Source organism: Herbaspirillum sp. AP02 (assembly GCF_015767275.1).
Classification (GTDB): Bacteria; Pseudomonadota; Gammaproteobacteria; order Burkholderiales; family Burkholderiaceae_D; genus Herbaspirillum.
Window position 1 is genome coordinate 85,718 of the sequence record NZ_JADWMY010000009.1, and the last position, 17,551, is coordinate 103,268.

General features: G+C 63.4%; 18 protein-coding genes. 13 read left to right on the plus strand and 5 right to left on the minus strand.

What is annotated here, in order from left to right:
- Nucleotides 1-23: 23 nt before the first annotated feature.
- The 3 genes from proC to I5R65_RS17825 are packed head-to-tail and all read left to right on the plus strand — an operon-like array spanning nt 24 to nt 1,855.
- Entirely contained in the window at nt 24-836 is an 813-nt protein-coding gene (gene proC / locus I5R65_RS17815) for a pyrroline-5-carboxylate reductase (RefSeq protein WP_180666447.1), read from the plus strand.
- Nucleotides 836-1,579, plus strand: coding sequence for a peptidoglycan DD-metalloendopeptidase family protein (locus I5R65_RS17820; RefSeq protein ID WP_180666449.1), 744 nt, complete (start codon nt 836-838; stop codon nt 1,577-1,579). Before proC ends, I5R65_RS17820 begins: the two co-directional genes overlap by 1 nt.
- Nucleotides 1,580-1,627: 48 nt before the next feature.
- Nucleotides 1,628-1,855 (plus strand): hypothetical protein, encoded by a 228-nt coding sequence (locus I5R65_RS17825; protein WP_180666451.1) that lies wholly within the window; start codon nt 1,628-1,630, stop codon nt 1,853-1,855.
- 16 nt (nt 1,856-1,871) lie between these two features.
- On the opposite strand, the gene I5R65_RS17830 is transcribed toward I5R65_RS17825, so the two are convergent.
- Entirely contained in the window at nt 1,872-2,531 is a 660-nt protein-coding gene (locus I5R65_RS17830) for a thiopurine S-methyltransferase (RefSeq protein WP_180666453.1), read from the minus strand.
- Nucleotides 2,532-2,568: 37 nt separating this feature from the next.
- Entirely contained in the window at nt 2,569-3,423 is an 855-nt protein-coding gene (gene ubiA, locus I5R65_RS17835; RefSeq protein ID WP_180666455.1) for a 4-hydroxybenzoate octaprenyltransferase, read from the minus strand.
- A 255-nt stretch (nt 3,424-3,678) separates the two neighbouring features.
- Between ubiA and ugpB the strand changes: the two genes are divergently transcribed.
- From ugpB to I5R65_RS17855, 4 genes are all read left to right on the plus strand, one after another.
- Nucleotides 3,679-4,992 (plus strand): sn-glycerol-3-phosphate ABC transporter substrate-binding protein UgpB, encoded by a 1,314-nt coding sequence (gene ugpB / locus I5R65_RS17840; RefSeq protein WP_180666457.1) that lies wholly within the window; start codon nt 3,679-3,681, stop codon nt 4,990-4,992.
- A gap of 143 nt (nt 4,993-5,135) precedes the next feature.
- Nucleotides 5,136-6,020, plus strand: a complete 885-nt coding sequence (gene ugpA / locus I5R65_RS17845; protein WP_180666459.1) for a sn-glycerol-3-phosphate ABC transporter permease UgpA — start codon at nt 5,136-5,138, stop codon at nt 6,018-6,020.
- Nucleotides 6,021-6,072: 52 nt separating this feature from the next.
- Nucleotides 6,073-6,924, plus strand: a complete 852-nt coding sequence (ugpE, locus tag I5R65_RS17850; protein ID WP_180666461.1) for a sn-glycerol-3-phosphate ABC transporter permease UgpE — start codon at nt 6,073-6,075, stop codon at nt 6,922-6,924.
- A 40-nt stretch (nt 6,925-6,964) separates the two neighbouring features.
- The gene (locus I5R65_RS17855) at nt 6,965-8,059 is read left to right on the plus strand and encodes a sn-glycerol-3-phosphate import ATP-binding protein UgpC (protein ID WP_180666463.1); all 1,095 of its coding nucleotides are present in this window, start codon (nt 6,965-6,967) and stop codon (nt 8,057-8,059) included.
- A gap of 78 nt (nt 8,060-8,137) precedes the next feature.
- On the opposite strand, the gene I5R65_RS17860 is transcribed toward I5R65_RS17855, so the two are convergent.
- Nucleotides 8,138-9,085, minus strand: coding sequence for a LysR substrate-binding domain-containing protein (locus I5R65_RS17860; protein ID WP_180666465.1), 948 nt, complete (start codon nt 9,083-9,085; stop codon nt 8,138-8,140).
- 233 nt (nt 9,086-9,318) lie between these two features.
- Between I5R65_RS17860 and ppk2 the strand changes: the two genes are divergently transcribed.
- A complete protein-coding gene (gene ppk2, locus I5R65_RS17865; RefSeq protein WP_180666467.1) occupies nt 9,319-10,230 on the plus strand; it encodes a polyphosphate kinase 2 in 912 nt (303 codons plus the stop codon).
- 87 nt (nt 10,231-10,317) lie between these two features.
- Here the strand turns inward: ppk2 and I5R65_RS17870 are convergent, their stop codons facing one another.
- A complete protein-coding gene (locus I5R65_RS17870; RefSeq protein ID WP_180666469.1) occupies nt 10,318-10,860 on the minus strand; it encodes a hypothetical protein in 543 nt (180 codons plus the stop codon).
- 308 nt (nt 10,861-11,168) lie between these two features.
- Between I5R65_RS17870 and I5R65_RS17875 the strand changes: the two genes are divergently transcribed.
- Nucleotides 11,169-12,332: a metallophosphoesterase gene (locus I5R65_RS17875; RefSeq protein WP_180666471.1), complete on the plus strand. Its 1,164-nt coding sequence runs from the start codon at nt 11,169-11,171 to the stop codon at nt 12,330-12,332.
- On the opposite strand, the gene I5R65_RS17880 is transcribed toward I5R65_RS17875, so the two are convergent.
- Nucleotides 12,304-13,296, minus strand: a complete 993-nt coding sequence (locus I5R65_RS17880) for a GlxA family transcriptional regulator (protein ID WP_180666473.1) — start codon at nt 13,294-13,296, stop codon at nt 12,304-12,306. The genes I5R65_RS17875 and I5R65_RS17880 overlap by 29 nt on opposite strands.
- A gap of 101 nt (nt 13,297-13,397) precedes the next feature.
- Between I5R65_RS17880 and I5R65_RS17885 the strand changes: the two genes are divergently transcribed.
- The 4 genes from I5R65_RS17885 (at nt 13,398) to I5R65_RS17900 (ending at nt 17,499) form a co-directional block, all read left to right on the plus strand.
- Nucleotides 13,398-14,660: an MFS transporter gene (locus I5R65_RS17885; protein WP_180666475.1), complete on the plus strand. Its 1,263-nt coding sequence runs from the start codon at nt 13,398-13,400 to the stop codon at nt 14,658-14,660.
- Nucleotides 14,661-14,718: 58 nt separating this feature from the next.
- Nucleotides 14,719-15,318, plus strand: a complete 600-nt coding sequence (locus I5R65_RS17890; RefSeq protein WP_180666477.1) for a TetR/AcrR family transcriptional regulator — start codon at nt 14,719-14,721, stop codon at nt 15,316-15,318.
- Between the two features lie 57 nt (nt 15,319-15,375).
- Nucleotides 15,376-16,404, plus strand: coding sequence for an NADP-dependent oxidoreductase (locus I5R65_RS17895; RefSeq protein ID WP_180666479.1), 1,029 nt, complete (start codon nt 15,376-15,378; stop codon nt 16,402-16,404).
- An 84-nt stretch (nt 16,405-16,488) separates the two neighbouring features.
- Nucleotides 16,489-17,499, plus strand: a complete 1,011-nt coding sequence (locus tag I5R65_RS17900) for an LLM class flavin-dependent oxidoreductase (RefSeq protein ID WP_180666481.1) — start codon at nt 16,489-16,491, stop codon at nt 17,497-17,499.
- Nucleotides 17,500-17,551 lie beyond the last annotated feature (52 nt).

Here is a 17,551-nt window from a genome sequence, read left to right on the forward strand (position 1 = left end):
TCTACAAGACACAAGGAGCGGAAGTGAAGATAGCGTTTATCGGCGGCGGCAATATGGCAGCGGCCTTGATCGGCGGACTGGTCGGCAAGGTCGCGGCGGCAGAAGACATCCACGTGGTCGATCTCAATGCCGATGCGCTCAAGTCGCTGGCGGAAAAGTTCGGCGTCTCCACCGCGCAGGCCATCGATGGCGCCATCACTGGTGTGGATGTGGTGGTGCTGGCGGTCAAGCCGCAGCAGATGCGCGAGGTGGTCGCCACGCTCAAGCCCTTCATCGGCGCACAACTGATCGTCTCGATTGCCGCTGGCATCCGCATTGTCGACATGGTGCGCTGGCTGGATGGCCACCAGGCCATCGTACGCGCCATGCCCAATACCCCGGCGCTGATCGGCCAGGGCATCTCCGGCGTGGTGCCGCATGCCCAGGTATCCACGCTGCAGCGCGCACAGGCCGATTCCATCCTCAAGGCGGTGGGCGAAACCCTGTGGCTGGGTAGCGAAGAACAGCTCGATGCCGTCACCGCCGTATCGGGCAGCGGCCCGGCCTATGTGTTCTACTTTCTCGAGGCAATGGAGCAGGCCGCCGCCCAATTGGGCCTGTCGCGTGAAGACGGCCTGCAACTGGCCAAGGCCACGTTCGCCGGCGCCACCGAACTGGCGCGTCGTTCCGATGAATCGGTGGCGACCCTGCGCGAGCGCGTGACCTCCAAAGGCGGCACCACCTATGCGGCGCTGACCAGCCTGGAGCAATCCGGCGTGAAAGGTGCCATCGTCCAGGCCCTGCAGGCAGCGGCCACGCGCAGCAAGGAGCTGGGCGACGAATTCGGAAAGGCCTGATGAGACGGGCAGTTTCTTCCGGGGCGCTGCCGGCCCTGCTGGCGGGAATCCTGTTGCTGGGCGGCTGCGCATCCACGGCCGACAGCGACGGCTATTACACCGTCAAGCGCGGCGACACCCTCTACAGCATCGGTCGTGACTTCGACCAGAACCCAGGCAACCTGCGTGCCTGGAACAAGTTGCGTAATCCGGACGATCTTGAGGTCGGTCAACGCATCCTGGTGCGCCCGCCGGCCGGCGTGGTGGCGCGCACCGGAGCGGGTCAGAGCAGCCGTCCAGGGGCATCCTCGACCGCTACCCGCAAGCCGGCGGCCAGACCGGCCACCAAGCCTGCTGCCAAGGGACAGGACGACGACGATGCCCCTGCTCCGGCCGACGCCAAGCTGGACTGGATGTGGCCCACCCAGGGCAAATCCGCTCCCAGCGCGGACAGCTACAAGAAGGGCATCGACATCGTCGGCAGCGATGGACAATCAGTGGTGGCCGCGGCCGCCGGCAAGGTCACCTATGCCGGTCATGGCATCCGTGGCTACGGCAACATGGTGATCATCAAGCACACGCCGCAACTGCTGTCGGTGTATGCCCACAACAAGGGCATCACCGTCAAGGAAGGCCAGATGGTCACGCGCGGCCAGCAGATCGCCACCATGGGCAACAGCGACACCAACAAGGTCAAGCTGTATTTCGAAATCCGTCGCAACGGCAAGCCGGTCAACGTGATGGCCTTGCTGCCGGCACGTTGACCGGCGTGCTGCACCTCACCACAGATTCAGGAAAAATCAGGAAACCCCATGGCCAAGCTCGAAGACATCGTCAGGAAACAGAAGACCGGTGCGACCTTCGTCATCAGCGCGCAGATGCTGCAGATGAGTCCACGCGACTTCGACGCCATTGCCCAGGCCTGGGACGACGACGGCGGCCCCGGCTTCAACGTGACCGGCGTACCGTTCCGCGTGGTGGTGGATGACGAATTCCTCATCAGTCGGGTGACGGTGGTGCGGACCACTGCTGAGGTGTAAACAGGCCCGCGCGGCGTCAACCCTTGCGCTGCAAGCGATAGACCACCGTATCCAGCGCCGTCAATCCGCGCTCCAGGAACTTCGGTTCCTTCTCCAGGATATCCCGGCGGTCGATTGCCACGGTTTCGCTGTGTGGCGCGTAGAGCCGTTGTACTTCTTCTTCTGCCACCGAGAAGGGCGGGCCATCCATCTTCTGCTGGTCGTATTCCAGTGTGATCAGCAGGCTGCGGGCCTGTGGGGGCAGTCGGCCATAGATCTCGGCGACATAACGCGCCCGCATGTCCGGCGGTAGGGCGATCAGGGCGGCACGGTCGTAGGCGCCGGCACAGGCCGCCAGGGTGGCGTCTTCCAGCAGGAAGATATCGCCGCACACCAGTTCGATGTTACCGGCCACGTAGTGCCGGCCCTGTGCGCTTTCATGGATCGCCGGCGTGAGCTGGTTCTGGCTGAAGAACTGGGTGATGGCCAGTTCCGACAGTTCCACGCCCAGCACCCGGTGTCCCTGCTGGGCCAGCCACAGCATGTCCAGCGACTTCCCGCACAGCGGCACCAGCACCGTACTACCGGCCGGCAGCGCCAGTTGCGGCCAGTATTTCTGCAGCAACGGCGTGACCCGTTCCTGATGAAAATGCGTACGGCCCTCGCGCCAGCGTTCCAGCCAGAATTGCGCTTCCATGTCGTCTCCTGTTCCCGTATCGGCGCCCGATGCCGCTTCAGCGCATCAGGTAGTCCAGCGCGACGCCGGCAAAGATCGCCGCGCCCAGCCAGTTGTTGTTGTTGAAGGCCGCGAAGCAGCGCATGCGGTCACGTTCGCGGATCAGGGTGTAGTGATACAGCGCGAAGCCGCAGGCCACCAGCATGCCGGCCGAGAACCACAGGCCCAGTCCGTATTGCAGGCCAACCATCCACACCAGCGCCAGCGCCACGGCGTAGCACAGCATCACGGCCAGCACATCGTGGCGGCCGAAGGTGATGGCCGAGGTCTTGATGCCGATCTTCAGGTCGTCGTCGCGGTCCACCATCGCATATTCGGTGTCATACGCCACTGCCCAGAAGACGTTGGCTATCAGCAGCACCCAGGCCGCCAGGGGAACCGTGCCGGTGACCGTAGCAAAGCCCATCGGGATACCGAAGCCGAAGGCAATGCCCAGGTAGGCCTGGGGAATGGCGAAGAAGCGCTTGAAGTAGGGATAGGTGGCGGCAATGATCACCGCTGCCACTGACAGTTGCAGGGTCAGTGCGTTGAGCGGCAGGATCAGCAGGAAGGACAGCAGCGCCAGCACGCCTGCCACCATCAGGGCTTCCCACGACCTGATCTTGCCGGACGTCAACGGTCGCTGCTCGGTGCGCTTGACGTGGCGATCGAAGTCGCGGTCGGCGTAGTCGTTGATGGCGCAGCCGGCCGAACGCATCAGCGCGGTGCCCAGTACGTAGATCAGCAGGATGCGCCAGTCCGGCGGGCCGCCTGCCGCCAGCCACAGGGCGATCAGCGTGGGCCACAGCAAGAGCAGGATGCCGATGGGTTTGTGGGCGCGTACCAGCAGCGCGTAGAGCCTTAACCTGTCCATTCGATGTCCGCAAAAACGAAAGTCCGCATTATAATTCGCCTCGCCGTTTCCGCACCGTCGTGCTTTTATTTGGGCCGCGCTGCGCCAATGCGTAAATTTTATAAAAACGACATATCTTTTTTGAGACATTTCCTGGTTTTGTGCTGCATAGCCGCAGATTTTTCCTTTGCCGTGGCCGGCAAGGGCCGCTAATGTAACGCCGCTGTCATGGAGAGTTGTTAGCATCAAAACCCCTTTTTTGAGAGGTCCCCTCTGATGAACATGATGAAAACACTGATCGCGACCGGTGTCCTGGCGACGATCACTTCTTCCGCCTTCGCTGCCACCGAGATCAGCTGGTGGCATTCCATGACCGGCGCCCTGGGCGAGCGTGTCAATGCCCTGGCCGACGACTTCAACAAGAGCCAGAGCGACTACAAGGTCGTGCCCGTCTACAAGGGGACCTACGACGAATCGATGTCGGCCGCGATCGCCGCCTACCGCGCCGGCAATGCACCGGACATCCTGCAGGTATTCGAAGTGGGCACCGCTACCATGATCTACGCCAAGGGTGCGGTCAAGCCGGTGTACGAGGTGATGCACCAGGCCGGCGAGAAGTTTGACCAGAACGACTACGTGCCGGCCGTGGCGGGTTACTACTCGACCGCCAAGGGCATGATGTCCTTCCCCTTCAACAGCTCCACCACCATCATGTTCTACAACAAGGACATGTTCGCCAAGGCTGGCCTGGACCCCGAAAAGCCACCCGTGACCTGGCAGGAATTCGTCGGCATGGCCGCCAAGATCAAGGCCAGCGGCGCCTCCTGTGCCTACACCACGACCTGGCAATCCTGGGTGCATTTGGAATCGTTTTCAACCTGGCATAACGTCGAGCTGGCGTCCAAGAACAACGGCTTCGGCGGCCTGGATGCGCGCCTGAAGATGAATAGCCCGCTGCATGTGCGCCATATCGAGAACCTGTCGAACTGGGCCAAGCAGGGCTACTTCACCTACGCCGGCCGCAAGGACGAGGCCAACGCCAAGTTCAACGCCGGCGAGTGCGCCATCATCACCGGTTCCTCCTCGGCCTACGCCGATATCCGCAAGAACGCCAAGTTCAAGTTCGGCGTGGCCACCCTGCCGTACTACAACGATGTGCAGGGCGCACCGCAGAACACCGTCATCGGCGGTGCTTCGCTGTGGGTGATGAATGGCAAGAAGGGTGACGAATACAAGGGCGTGGCCAAGTTCTTCAGCTACCTGTCCAAGCCGGAAGTGGCCGCCAAGTGGCACCAGGATACCGGTTACCTGCCGGTCACCAAGGCCGCCTACGAGTTGACCAAGAAGTCCGGTTTCTATGAGCGCAATCCGGGTACCGACGTGGCCGTCAAGCAGATGATCGTCAAGACCACCGACAAGTCGCGCGGCCTGCGCCTGGGCAACTACGCCCAGGTCCGTACCGTGTTCGATGAGGAACTGGAAAACGTCTGGACCGGCAAGAAGAGTCCGAAGGAAGCCCTGGATTCGGCCGTCAAGCGTGGCGACGAACTGTTGGTCCGCTTCGAAAAGGCCAACAAGGGTAACCAGTAATTCCGTCAGTCCCGCCCCCGCATGCCCACCGGCATGAAGGGGCCGGAAGCGGCGATGGCGCTCCGGCAACGGGGCCCATCGCCGGTTTCCATTTCCAGTCATTCAAACTTCTTTGACGCCGGGGAACCCCGGCAGGAACGATCGTGGAAAAACGCGCGCGATTCACCTCTAAGTGCTTGCCCTATCTGCTGGTGGCGCCGCAGATCGTGATCACCTTGCTGTTCTTTTTCTGGCCCGCTGCGCAGGCACTGTACCAGTCCATGCTGTTGCAGGATGCCTTCGGCGGCTATTCCGAATTCGTCTGGCTCGACAACTTCAAGACCCTCTTCGGCGATCCGACCTACCTCGAATCGTTCCGGACCACGGCGGTCTTCTCGGCGCTGGTGGCCTTCTTCGGCCTGGCGGTATCGCTGTTGCTGGCGGTCTTCGCCGACCGTGTGCGGCGCGGCGCCTCGATCTACAAGACCTTCCTGATCTGGCCCTATGCGGTCTCGCCGGTGGTGGTGGGCGTGCTGTGGATGTTCCTGCTCAGTCCTTCGCTGGGCATCCTCTCGCACGTACTGAGCTGGCTGGGCCTGCCCTGGGACTACATGATCAACGGCACGCACGCGATGATCCTGATCGTGATTGCCGCCATCTGGAAGCAGATCAGCTACAACTTCCTGTTCTTCCTGGCTGGCCTGCAGTCGATTCCGAAATCACTTATCGAAGCGGCCGCCATCGATGGCGCCGGTCCGGTCAAGCGCTTCTTCACCATCGTCTTCCCGCTGATCTCGCCGACCACCTTCTTCCTGTTCGTGGTCAACGTGGTCTATGCCTTCTTCGATACGTTCGTCATCGTCGATGCCACCACCCACGGCGGCCCCGGCAAGGACACCGAGATCCTGGTCTACAAGGTGTTTTCCGATGGCTTCAAGGGCGGCGACCTGGGCAGTTCGGCAGCACAGTCGGTAGTGCTGATGGCCCTGGTGATCCTGCTGACGGTGGTGCAGTTCAAGTACGTCGAGAAGAAGGTCCAATACGCATGAACACCGTCACCACCATGAACACCATGAAGATTGTCCGCCAGGAGGTGGCAGCATGATCGAACGTCGTCCCATCCTCGATTTCCTCAGCCACGTGGTACTGGTGCTGGGCGTGTTGATTGTGTTCTTCCCGCTCTACGTGGCCTTCGTGGCCAGCACCCAGACCGCCGAGCAGTCGGCCCTGTCGCCGCTGTCGCTGGTGCCGGGCGGGGAACTGGTCAACAACTACAGTGCTGTGCTGTTCAAGGGCGCGTCCGGGCAGGTCACGGCGCCGCCGGTCCTGCACATGCTGTGGGTGAGCCTGGCGACCGCGCTCATCATCGCCATCGGCAAGATTTCCATTTCCATGCTGTCGGCCTTTGCCATCGTCTACTTCCGCTTTCCCGGTCGAGGTATCTTCTTCTGGATGATCTTCGTCACCCTGATGTTGCCGGTGGAGGTGCGCATCACGCCGACCTACCAGGTGGTATCCGATCTGGGCATGCTCAACAGCTACGCCGGCCTGAGCGTTCCGCTCATTGCGTCGGCCACGGCGACCTTCCTGTTCCGGCAGTTCTTCCTGACGGTGCCGGACGAACTGGCCGAGGCGGCGCGCATCGATGGCGCCGGCCCCTTGCGTTTCCTCAAGGATGTGCTGTGGCCCCTGTCGCGCACCAACGTGATCGCACTCTTCGTGATCATGTTCATCTATGGCTGGAACCAGTACCTGTGGCCGTTGATCATCGCCACGGACCCCGGCATGTATCCGATCGGCATCGGCATCAAGACCCTGATTTCCGGCGGCGATTCGGCCGTGGAATGGAACCTCGTGATGGCCACCATGATCCTGGCCATGCTGCCGCCCGGCCTGGTGGTGGTGGTGATGCAGAAATGGTTCGTCAAGGGCCTGGTCGATTCCGAGAAATAATTCAACTCATTTACGACGCTCATTTACGGCGCTTACCATCATGGCAGCAATCCATCTCAAGCAAGTCCGCAAGACCTATGGCAATGGCCCCAAGGCAGTCGACGTGATCCACGGTATCGATGCCGAGATCGCCGATGGCGAATTCATCGTCATGGTCGGCCCGTCCGGCTGCGGCAAGTCAACACTGCTGCGCATGGTCGCGGGCCTGGAAGAGATCAGCAGCGGACAGATCGTCATCGGCCAACGCGTGGTCAATGACCTGGAACCCAAGGAGCGCGACATTGCCATGGTGTTCCAGAACTATGCGCTCTATCCGCACATGACGGTGTACCAGAACATGGCCTACGGCCTGAAGATCCAGGGCCTGTCCAAAGCCGAGATCGATGAGCGCGTGCAGCGTGCTGCCACCATCCTCGAACTGGGCGCGCTGTTGGAGCGGACTCCGCGCCAGCTCTCCGGCGGCCAGCGTCAGCGGGTGGCCATGGGGCGCGCCATCGTGCGCAAGCCTGCGGTATTCCTCTTTGACGAACCCCTGTCCAACCTGGACGCCAAGCTGCGCGTACAGATGCGTCTGGAAATCCAGAAGCTGCACGCCAGCCTGCGTACCACCAGCCTGTACGTCACCCACGATCAGGTGGAAGCGATGACGCTGGGCCAGCGCATGATCGTCATGAACCGCGGCGTGGCCGAGCAGATCGGCACGCCGGCCGAGGTCTATGCGCGTCCGGCCACCACCTTCGTGGCCAGCTTCATCGGTTCGCCGCCGATGAACCTGCTGCAGGGGCGGGTCGGTGCGGATGGTTCTGGCTTCGAGGTCAGCAAGGGTAGTGAGGCCGATACCATCCGCCTGCCGCAGCCGGCAAGCGCGGCGGCGGGGCAGGAACGCATCCTCGGCGTACGTCCGGAGCACTTGCTGCCCATCCTCGACGGCTCGGCCGCGCAGCTTTCGCTGGAAGTGGAACTGGTGGAAGCGCTGGGTGCGGAACTGCTGGTGCATGCGCGCTGCGGCGGGCAGGCACTGGTGCTGCGTTGTCCCGCCAATGTGCCGGTCAGCACTGGTCAGCATATCGGTGCATCGTTCGGCGCGACGGACGTGCATTGGTTTGATGTGCAGAGTACGCGTCGCATCGATTGAACGACACTGCAGTTGTGATGCTGAAAATGAAAACGGGCCGCGAGGCCCGTTTTTCTTTGCGTTGCGCGGTATCCAGCATCACGCCGTGGTGGCCGTCTCATCGGTCAGCATCTGCACCCCATTGAGATTGCATGCCAGCACCGCCTGATGCACGGCATCGATGGCGGCCTGCCGGGTGAAGCTCTTGCGCCAGGCAATCACTACGCGGCGCGAGGGGGCCGGCGCCACGAAGGGGACATAGCGGACCATGCCCTCGCGGGTGTTGGCGTCGGGGATGGAAGCGCGCGGCAACACGGTCACGCCGATGCCGGAGGACACCATGTGGCGGATCGTTTCCAGCGACGAGCCCTCGAAGGTGCGGGCGATGCCATCGCCGTTGGTGGAGAAGCGCGACATCTCGGGACAGACTTCCAGTACCTGGTCGCGGAAGCAGTGCCCATTGCCCAGCAGCAGCATGGTCTCGGTCTTGAGTTCGCGGGCGTCGATTTCCTTGCGCTCGGCCCACTTGTGCTGGCGCGGCAGGGCGACCATGAATTCCTCGTCGTACAGCGGTAGCACGTTCAGACCGTGCTCAGGGAAGGGCAGAGCCATGATGGCCGCATCGAGCTCGCCCTGGCGCAGCAGTTCGATCAGGCGGGTGGTGAAATTCTCCTGCAGGATCAGCGGCATCTGCGGCACCCGCTCTATCATGGTCTTGACCAGTGATGGCAGCAGGTAGGGGCCGATGGTATAGATGATGCCCAGGCGCAGCGGGCCTGACAGCGGGTCCTTGTTCTGGTTGGCGATCTCCTTGATGGCCGCCGTCTGTTCCAGTACGCGCTCGGCCTGTGCCACGATCTGCGCACCCAGCGGCGTGACCGAGACCTCGGTGCCCCCGCGCTCGAAGATCACGACCCCAAGTTCGTCTTCCAGCTTCTTGATGGCCACCGACAGCGTGGGCTGGGCGACGAAACAAGCTTCTGCTGCATGGCCGAAATGCTTTTCGCGCGCGACGGCCACGATGTATTTGAGTTCTGTAAGTGTCATGCTGTTATGCCGAATCGTTTTGGGGACTATAGCGTATTTTCGCATGGGCCACCTGCGCCGGCGCAAGGCGCGCCGTTGTCCCTTGGCGCAGGATGGAAGTGGTATTTGGCGCCGCTTCGGGCCGATGTTATCGTCCTGTCACGGCTTGGTCACAATGGACAGGTATGTTGTCACGCACTTTTCCGGCGAAGGGAGTGCCGCGTTCGCCGCTTTATCTTGCACACGAGGAAACAATGGATAAGGAAGAAATGGTCAAGCGCGTCCACCGCGAACTGGCCGACAGCTACGACGAAGAAATGGAACTGGAACTGGAAGACCGTACCGTGGACCCGGTCACCGGCGAGTTCTCCAGCGCCCATGGCGAAGAAGAAAAGGAATACCGCCGCCTGTATTTCCGCGAACTGTTCCGCCTCCAGGGGGAACTGGTCAAGCTGCAGGACTGGGTGGTGCAGACCGGTCACAAGGTGGTGATCGTGTTCGAAGGCCGGGATGCGGCCGGCAAGGGCGGCGTGATCAAGCGCATCACCCAGCGCCTCAACCCTCGCGTGGCACGCGTGGCCGCGCTGCCGGCGCCCAACGACCGCGAACGCACGCAGTGGTATTTCCAGCGCTATGTCTCGCACCTGCCGGCCGCAGGCGAGATCGTGCTGTTTGATCGCAGCTGGTACAACCGCGCTGGCGTGGAACGGGTGATGGGCTTCTGCACCGACGAGCAGTACGAGGAATTCTTCCGCTCGGTGCCGGAGTTCGAGCGCATGCTCACGCGCGCCGGCATCCAGGTCATCAAGTACTGGTTCTCCATCACCGATGAAGAGCAGCACCTGCGCTTCCTCTCGCGCATCCACGATCCGCTCAAGCAGTGGAAGCTCAGTCCGATGGACCTGGAGTCGCGCCGCCGCTGGGAGGAGTACACCAAGGCCAAGGAAGTGATGCTGGAACGCACCCACATTCCGGAAGCCCCGTGGTGGGTGGTGCAGGCGGTGGACAAGAAGAAGGCGCGCCTGAACTGCATCCAGCACCTGCTGCAGCAGATGCCCTATGCCGAAGTGCCGCATGCGTCGATCCAGTTGCCCGAGCGCGAACGCCATGAAGACTACGAGCGCCACCCGGTACCGAATTCGATGATCGTGCCCGATTTCTATTGAAGACTCTGCGCACGAAACCCGCATGAAAAATGGCCGGAGATGTTTCTCCGGCCATTTTCCTTGGTGCTGCCCGATCGCGGCGAGACGCTAGTCGAAGTACTTGGAAATGACTTCGCCAAAGGCCTGTTCGGCCGACATGCCGTTGAGCATCAGCTTGCTGATCTCATCGGAGTGCTGGTTGATTTCTTCCGGCAGCATGTGGCGGTTGGCCTTGAAATAGGCGTACTTTTCGCCATCCACCGCTTCCCGGGCGCGGGCTGCGGCGGTGGTCGGACGTGCAGTGCCGGCGGCGCTGCGGGCCGAGGCCGCACGCGCTGCGCGCGGCGTGCTGCGGGTGCCGCTGCCACCGGTGGCGACGATGCGTTTGATCTGATCCAGCGTGAAGATGGGGGTCACGTTGCCGGGGCCGAATTCGGTTTCTTCGGCGCGGTGCACGTGGTGATTGCCATCGAAGGCCATCTTCTTGTCGAAGCTGTTGATCACTTCGTAGTGGGGCTTTTGCGCCGAACCGAACATGCTGAAATGGACACGGTCGCCGTAGGAAGTCATCTGGGTAATCACGCCGTTGAGGAATTCGGCTTTGATCGCCTCAACGTTGCCATGCCAGCGTTTGGTTTTGCTTGAACTCAAAATAACTCTTCCAATGATGCAGGCGCGGCCTCCGGTCGATGTCTTGCATCGATGCGGCCGGAGCCGCCAAGGTCGCGCGAATTAAAAACGGGGGGATCGAAGCAATATTATCCTCCTCCACACGTCTTCTTGCATGACCGAAGCTGACTTTTTCTTCACTTGAATGGTCGGTCAATGAATTTTGAGTAGTTTTCCAAAGAATTTACGCCGCTTTTCGCAGAAATTGCTTGAAAAGCATGCCTCTCATCGCCATCTATTTGCTTTATAGCAATAATCGCTGCCCCCGCTTTTATTCCCAAAGGCCCCTCATGCGCCGTAGCCTTACCTCCGTCTTCGTCATCCTCGGCTTGCTGGCCGCCCTGCATGCCTGGATAGGCTGGCAACTGCTTCCGGCCCTGAGCATCCACCCCGGTTGGATCGGGCTGGGCGCGGCGGTGCTGGTGCTGTCCTTTCTGCTGATGCCGGTGGCGCTGGCGGCGCCCTACCTGAAGCGACGCGGGCTTTCCGAAACCTGGTCCGACCGTCTGGCCTGGGCCGGCATGCTGGCCATGGGCGCGTTTTCCTCGGCCCTGCTGCTGACCTTGCTGCGCACCATCGCGCTGGCACTGCTGCCCTGGCTGGCGGCCTCACTGTCCCCCCTCCAGCGGCAGGAAATGGTGGAGCTGACCGCCTGGCTGGTGCTGGCCCTGACCGCCTCAGCCACCGTCATCGGCTATCTCAATGCCCGCCGCACCGCCGCCGTGGTCGAGGTGAATGTCCCCATCGCCAACCTGCCGCCCGCGCTGGAGGGCTTCACCATCGTCCAGATCAGCGACATCCATGTCGGCCCGACCATCAAGGCGCCCTACCTGCAGGCCATCGTCGACAAAGTCAATGCCTTGCAGCCGGACGTGGTGGCCATCACCGGTGATCTGGTCGATGGCAGCGTGCGCCAATTGGCACCGCATACCGCGCCGCTGGCACAGTTGCGCGCCCGTCATGGGGCCTATTTCGTCACGGGTAACCACGAGTACTACTCCAATGCCCATGAATGGATAGACGAGGTGCGCCGCCTGGGCGTGACCGTGCTGATGAACGAACACGTGGTACTGCGCCACGAGGACGCCGGGCTGGTCCTGGCCGGGGTCACCGACTACACCGCCCATCACTTCGATCCGGCCCACCGCAGCGACCCGCAGGCGGCCATTGCCGATGCTCCCGCCCATCATCCGCGCATCCTGCTGGCGCACCAGCCGCGCAGCGCCACGGCGGCGGCCGCAGCGGGCTACGACCTGCAGCTGTCGGGCCACACCCATGGCGGCCAGTTCTTCCCCTGGAATCTCTTCGTCCCGCTGCAGCAGCCCTACGTGGCCGGTCTCAAACGCCTGCAGGGCCTGTGGATCTACGTCAGTCGCGGTACCGGCTACTGGGGCCCGCCCAAGCGTCTGCTGGCGCCTTCCGAAATCACCCGGGTACGGCTGACGGCACGTTGAGCTCCGCCCCGGCATCTTCCTGTCGCGCCAGCCGTCGCATGGCCTGCGGCGGCTGACCGAACAGGCGCAGGCAGACGCGGCGCATGCGGTCCGCGTCGCCGAAACCGGTGGCGCGGGCGATGCTCTCCAAGGTGTCCTGTGACTGTTCGATACGCAGGCGCGCGGCCTCGGCCCGCATCTGCTCGATGGCGCGTGCCGGCGTCTGGCCGGTCTCGGCCGCGAAGCTGCGATCGAACTGGCGGCGGCTCAGGCAAGCCACCTCGGCCAGCACATCCACCGTCAACTCGTGCTGCAGGTGTTCGCGGGCATAGGTCAGGGCGCGACGGATGCGCTCGGAACCGCCGTCGATTTCCTGCAGCGCCGAGAACTGGGACTGTCCGCCCGGACGGCGGTAATACACCACCAGCTCGCGCGCCACCGAGCGTGCCAGTTCGGCCCCGTGATCGTCTTCGATGAGGGCCAGTGCCAGGTCGATCCCGGCAGAAATGCCGGCCGAGGTCCACACGCTGCCATCGCGTGAATAGATGCGGTCACTGTCGACCATCACCTGCGGATGCATCTGTTGCAGCTTGGCCGCCATGCGCCAGTGTGTGGTGGCCCGCTTGCCATCCAGTACTCCCGCCGCCGCCAGCACGAAGGCGCCGGTGCAGACCCCGGCGATGCGCCGCGAGCGCGCTGCCGCCCGCACGATGTAGCGCCGCAGCTCCGGCGACACCAGGCCTTCGCGGGGAGCGCCACCGCCAGCCACCACCAGCGTATCGAAGCTGGTACGGCCAATGCGTTCGGTCTGGATCATGGCCCCGGCCGAACTACGGATCAGTCCGCCCGCCTCGGAATGGAGCGTGAGCCGATACAGCGAGCGGCCCGCCACGCGGTTGGCCGCATCGAAGGCCGACAGGGGACCGGTGAAGTCGAGCATGCTGCAATCGGCGAAGATCAGGAAGGCGGTATCACGCGTAGGCATGGTGCAGAAAACCTCAAATGGCCTGAAGTGCCGGAATTATGACATTCAAGCCATGGCCGTGCACGTCACACTGCAGCGCATCTCCACCCGTGCCAGCCATCATGAAAATCCCTCCTGCCGTTCCATCTTCGTCCCCGGCCCCTGCGCTCCAGGTGGCTGCCCCGCATCGCTGGAAGGTACTGGCTGCTGGAGTGGCGGCCAATGCCAGCTTCGCCGCCGTGTTTTCGGGCATTCCGGTGACCTCGCTGGTGCTGCGCAACGATTACCAGCTCAGCAATCCGCAACTGGGCTGGGTGTTGGGCCTGTTGAGCCTGGGCGTGGCCCTGGGCGAATTGCCCTGGGGTCTGCTGACCGACCGCCTGGGCGACCGCAAGGTGCTGCTGGCGGGCCTGCTGGGCTGTAGTGTCGCGCTCGGCCTGTTGATCCTGCTTGCCTTGCCCGGTCACGGCACGGCGGCCTATGGCTGGCTGTGCGGTGGCCTGATGCTGGCCGGCCTGCTGGGCGGCAGTGTCAACGGCGCCAGCGGCCGCGCCATCATGGGCTGGTTCGGCGATGGCGAGCGCGGTCTGGCCATGAGCATCCGCCAGACGGCCGTGCCGCTGGGCGGCGGCGCTGGCGCACTGGTGCTGCCGTCGCTGGCGGCCCACGCCGGCTTCGGCGCAGTCTATGGCGCATTGATGGCGGCCTGCCTGGGCAGTGTCGGCCTGGTTCTGCTGTGGCTGCGCGAGCCGCCCGTCATGCCGCAGGTGGTCGCGTCGGCCACACCAGCGGCGCCCGCCCTGCGTAGTCCGCTGGTATGGCGGCTGGCCCTGGGTATCGGCTTGCTGTGCGCACCGCAGGTGGCGCTGATCAGCTTTGGCGGTATTTTCCTGCACGAGGCTGGCCGGGCCGGACTGCTGGCCATCAGCGTGCTGCTGACCCTGGTGCAAGTGGGCGCGGCGGTGGCCCGCATTGCCAGCGGCCGCTGGACTGATCGCCGCGGCCGCCGCCGTGCTTACCTGCGGACCTGTGCGCTGGCCAGCGCCGCGCTGTTCGCCCTGCTGGGCGTGATCGCTTCCCATGCCATGCCGATGTCGCTGTCCTGGCTTGCGCTGGTGCTGGTGGTGGCCGGTGTGGTGGTGTCGGCCTGGCATGGCGTGGCCTATACCGAGCTGGCCGTGGTGGCCGGTCCGGCCCAGGTCGGCACCGCCCTGGGGCTGGGCAACAGTTGCGTGTTCCTGGTCTTCTTCCTCTGCGCCCAGGCCGTGCCGCTGCTGCTGCAGTGGCATGGCTGGCCGGCAGTGTGGCTGGGTACGGCAGGGGTGGCGCTACTGGTGTGGTTCTTGTTCCCGCCGCCGCTTTCCTCGTCCACGCGATCCGCCTGAATCACCGAAAAAGACCGGTCTTAGACGACCGGTCTAATTTTTCGTTAGAATGGTCGCCATGCGAGAAAACTATGGTGAAAACAAACGCAACATCCTCCTGGCCGGCCGCGCAATCATTGCGCAAAAAGGCTTCTCCGGCGTCGGCCTGTCCGAAATCCTGGCCGCTGCCGATATTCCCAAGGGCTCCTTCTATCACTACTTTGGTTCCAAGGAACAATACGGCCGCGAACTGATCGAGCACTATGTGGCCGGTTACCTGGATCGGCTGGAACAGGTCCTCGGTCAATCCGGCCATGACAGCAGCGCCCGCGAGCGCCTGCTGACCTACTGGGGCTACTGGCTGGAAAGCCAGTGCTGCCATGAAGTGGAGCAACGCTGCCTGGTGGTCAAGCTCTCTGCCGAGGTGGCCGATCTCTCCGAAGACATGCGCCAGGTCCTGCACGCCGGCACGCAGCGCTTCATCGAACGCATTGCGGCCTGCATCGAAGAGGGTATCGCCGAAGGGTCCCTGCACACCGTGCTGGAACCGCTGGCCACCGCCACCATGCTCTATCAGCAATGGCTGGGCGCCAGCCTGCTCTCCAAGCTCAGCCGCGACCGCACACCGATGGAAGCCGCCATGCTGGTGACCCGCCGCGTACTGGTGCCGCCGCAATAGCGCAACAGGAACGTCGTGCTCTCACTCTGATTGAACAGAACACCGAAAGGAATACCCATGACCCAGACTGCCAAGACCAACCGCCGCATCGTCCTCGCCTCGCGTCCGACCGGCGCCCCTGGCCCCGACAACTTCCGCCTGGAAGAAGTCGCCATCCCGGAACTGCAGGAAGGGCAGATCCTGCTGCGCGGGGAGTGGCTGTCGCTGGACCCCTACATGCGCGGCCGCATGAGCGATGCCCCTTCCTATGCGCCACCGGTGGACATTGACGGTGTCATGACCGGCGGCGTCGTGTCCAGCGTGGTGGCCTCCCGTCACGCCGATTTCAAGGAAGGTGAGCGCGTGATGGCCTATACCGGCTGGCAGGAGTACGCCATCTCCGATGGTAGCGGCGTCAACAAGCTGCCGGCCGATTTCGCCCATCCCTCGCATGCACTGGGTGTGCTGGGCATGCCGGGTTACACCGCCTATGCCGGCCTGATCGATATCGGCCAGCCGCGTGCAGGTGAAACCGTGGTGGTCGCGGCTGCCACCGGTGCCGTCGGCTCGCTGGTGGGGCAGATCGCCAAGCGGCGCGGTTGTCACGTGGTCGGTATCGCCGGCGGTGCGCAGAAATGTGAATCGGCGGTCAAGGAACTGGGCTTCGACGCCTGCATCGACCACCGCGCCGCCGACTTCGCGCAGCAGTTGCAGGCCGCCTGCCCGCGTGGCATCGACGTGTACTTCGAAAACGTCGGCGGCGCCGTGCTGGACGCCGTCTTCCCACTGCTCAACATCCACGCCCGCGTGCCGGTGTGCGGCCTGATCGCCCACTACAACGGTGCCACCCTGGCCACCGAGAGCGCCGCCTTCCTGCGTCGCGTGCTGACCCAGCGCATTCGCGTGCAGGGCTTCATCATCTTCGACTACTACGTCAACCGGCCCGATCTGTATGCCGCCTTCCAGAAGGAAGTCGGCACCTGGCTCAAGGAAGGCAAGCTGCACTATCGCGAAGACGTGGTGCAAGGCCTGGAGAACGCGCCGGCAGCCTTCATGGGCCTGCTGCAAGGCAAGAACTTCGGCAAGCTGGTGGTCAAGCTGGACTGAGACCTCTGCTCATTCGCTGATTCCGGGGCCAGGCCCCGGCAACCGGTGTGGCGGTGATCCCGTTGCGCCCACAAGGATCCATTCATGATTCCGTTTTCCGTCCTCGATCTGTCCCCGATCAACCAGGGCAGCAGCGCGGCCCTGGCCTTCAACAACAGCAAGGAACTGGCGCAGCGCGCCGAAGCGCTGGGCTACAAGCGCTACTGGCTGGCCGAGCACCACAACATGCCCGGCATCGCCAGCGCCGCCACCGCGCTGGTGATCTCGCATGTTGCTGCTCACACCCGCAGTATCCGTGTCGGCTCCGGTGGCATCATGCTGCCCAATCACTCGCCGCTGGTCATCGCCGAACAGTTCGGGACCCTGGAGTCGCTCTATCCCGGCCGCATCGACCTCGGCCTGGGACGCGCTCCCGGTTCCGACCAGCGTACTGCGCGCGCCCTGCGCCGCCACATGGGCGGGGATACCGCCGACAACTTCCCGCAGGACGTGCAGGAACTGCAGGAATATTTCGACGACCCGTCTGACTATCAGTCCCTGCGCGCCGTCCCCGGTGCCGGTCTCAAGGTACCGATCTGGTTGCTCGGTTCCAGCATGTTCAGCGCCCAGCTGGCGGCCGAACTGGGTTTGCCGTTTGCCTTCGCCTCGCACTTCGCCCCCGGCTTCATGAAGTCGGCGATCCAGATCTATCGCGAGCGCTTCAAGCCCTCGGCCACCCTCAAGAAACCTTATGTGATGCTGGCCCTGAACGTCTTCGCCGCCGATACCCAGCGCGAAGCCGAGCGCCTGTTCACTTCGCTCCAGCAGCAGTTCCTGAACCTGATCCGTGGCACGCCCGGTCAGTTGCGGCCACCGGTGGACGACATCGACGCCCTCTGGCAGCCGGGCGAGCAGGCCCACGTCGAGCGCTCGCTGGCCTGTGCCGTGGTGGGTGACCGCGACACCGTGCAGGAAGGCCTGCAAGCCTTCATCGACGAACATGCGCCTGATGAGTTGATCATCACCGCGCAGATCTTCGATCATGCGGCGCGCCTGCATTCCTTCGAGATGGCTGCCGAGGCACGTGCGGCCCTGCAGGAGAGAGTGACGATCTAGTCCGGCGGCAAGGGGCGTTAAAAAAAGGCGCGAGGGATGATTTCCCTGGCGC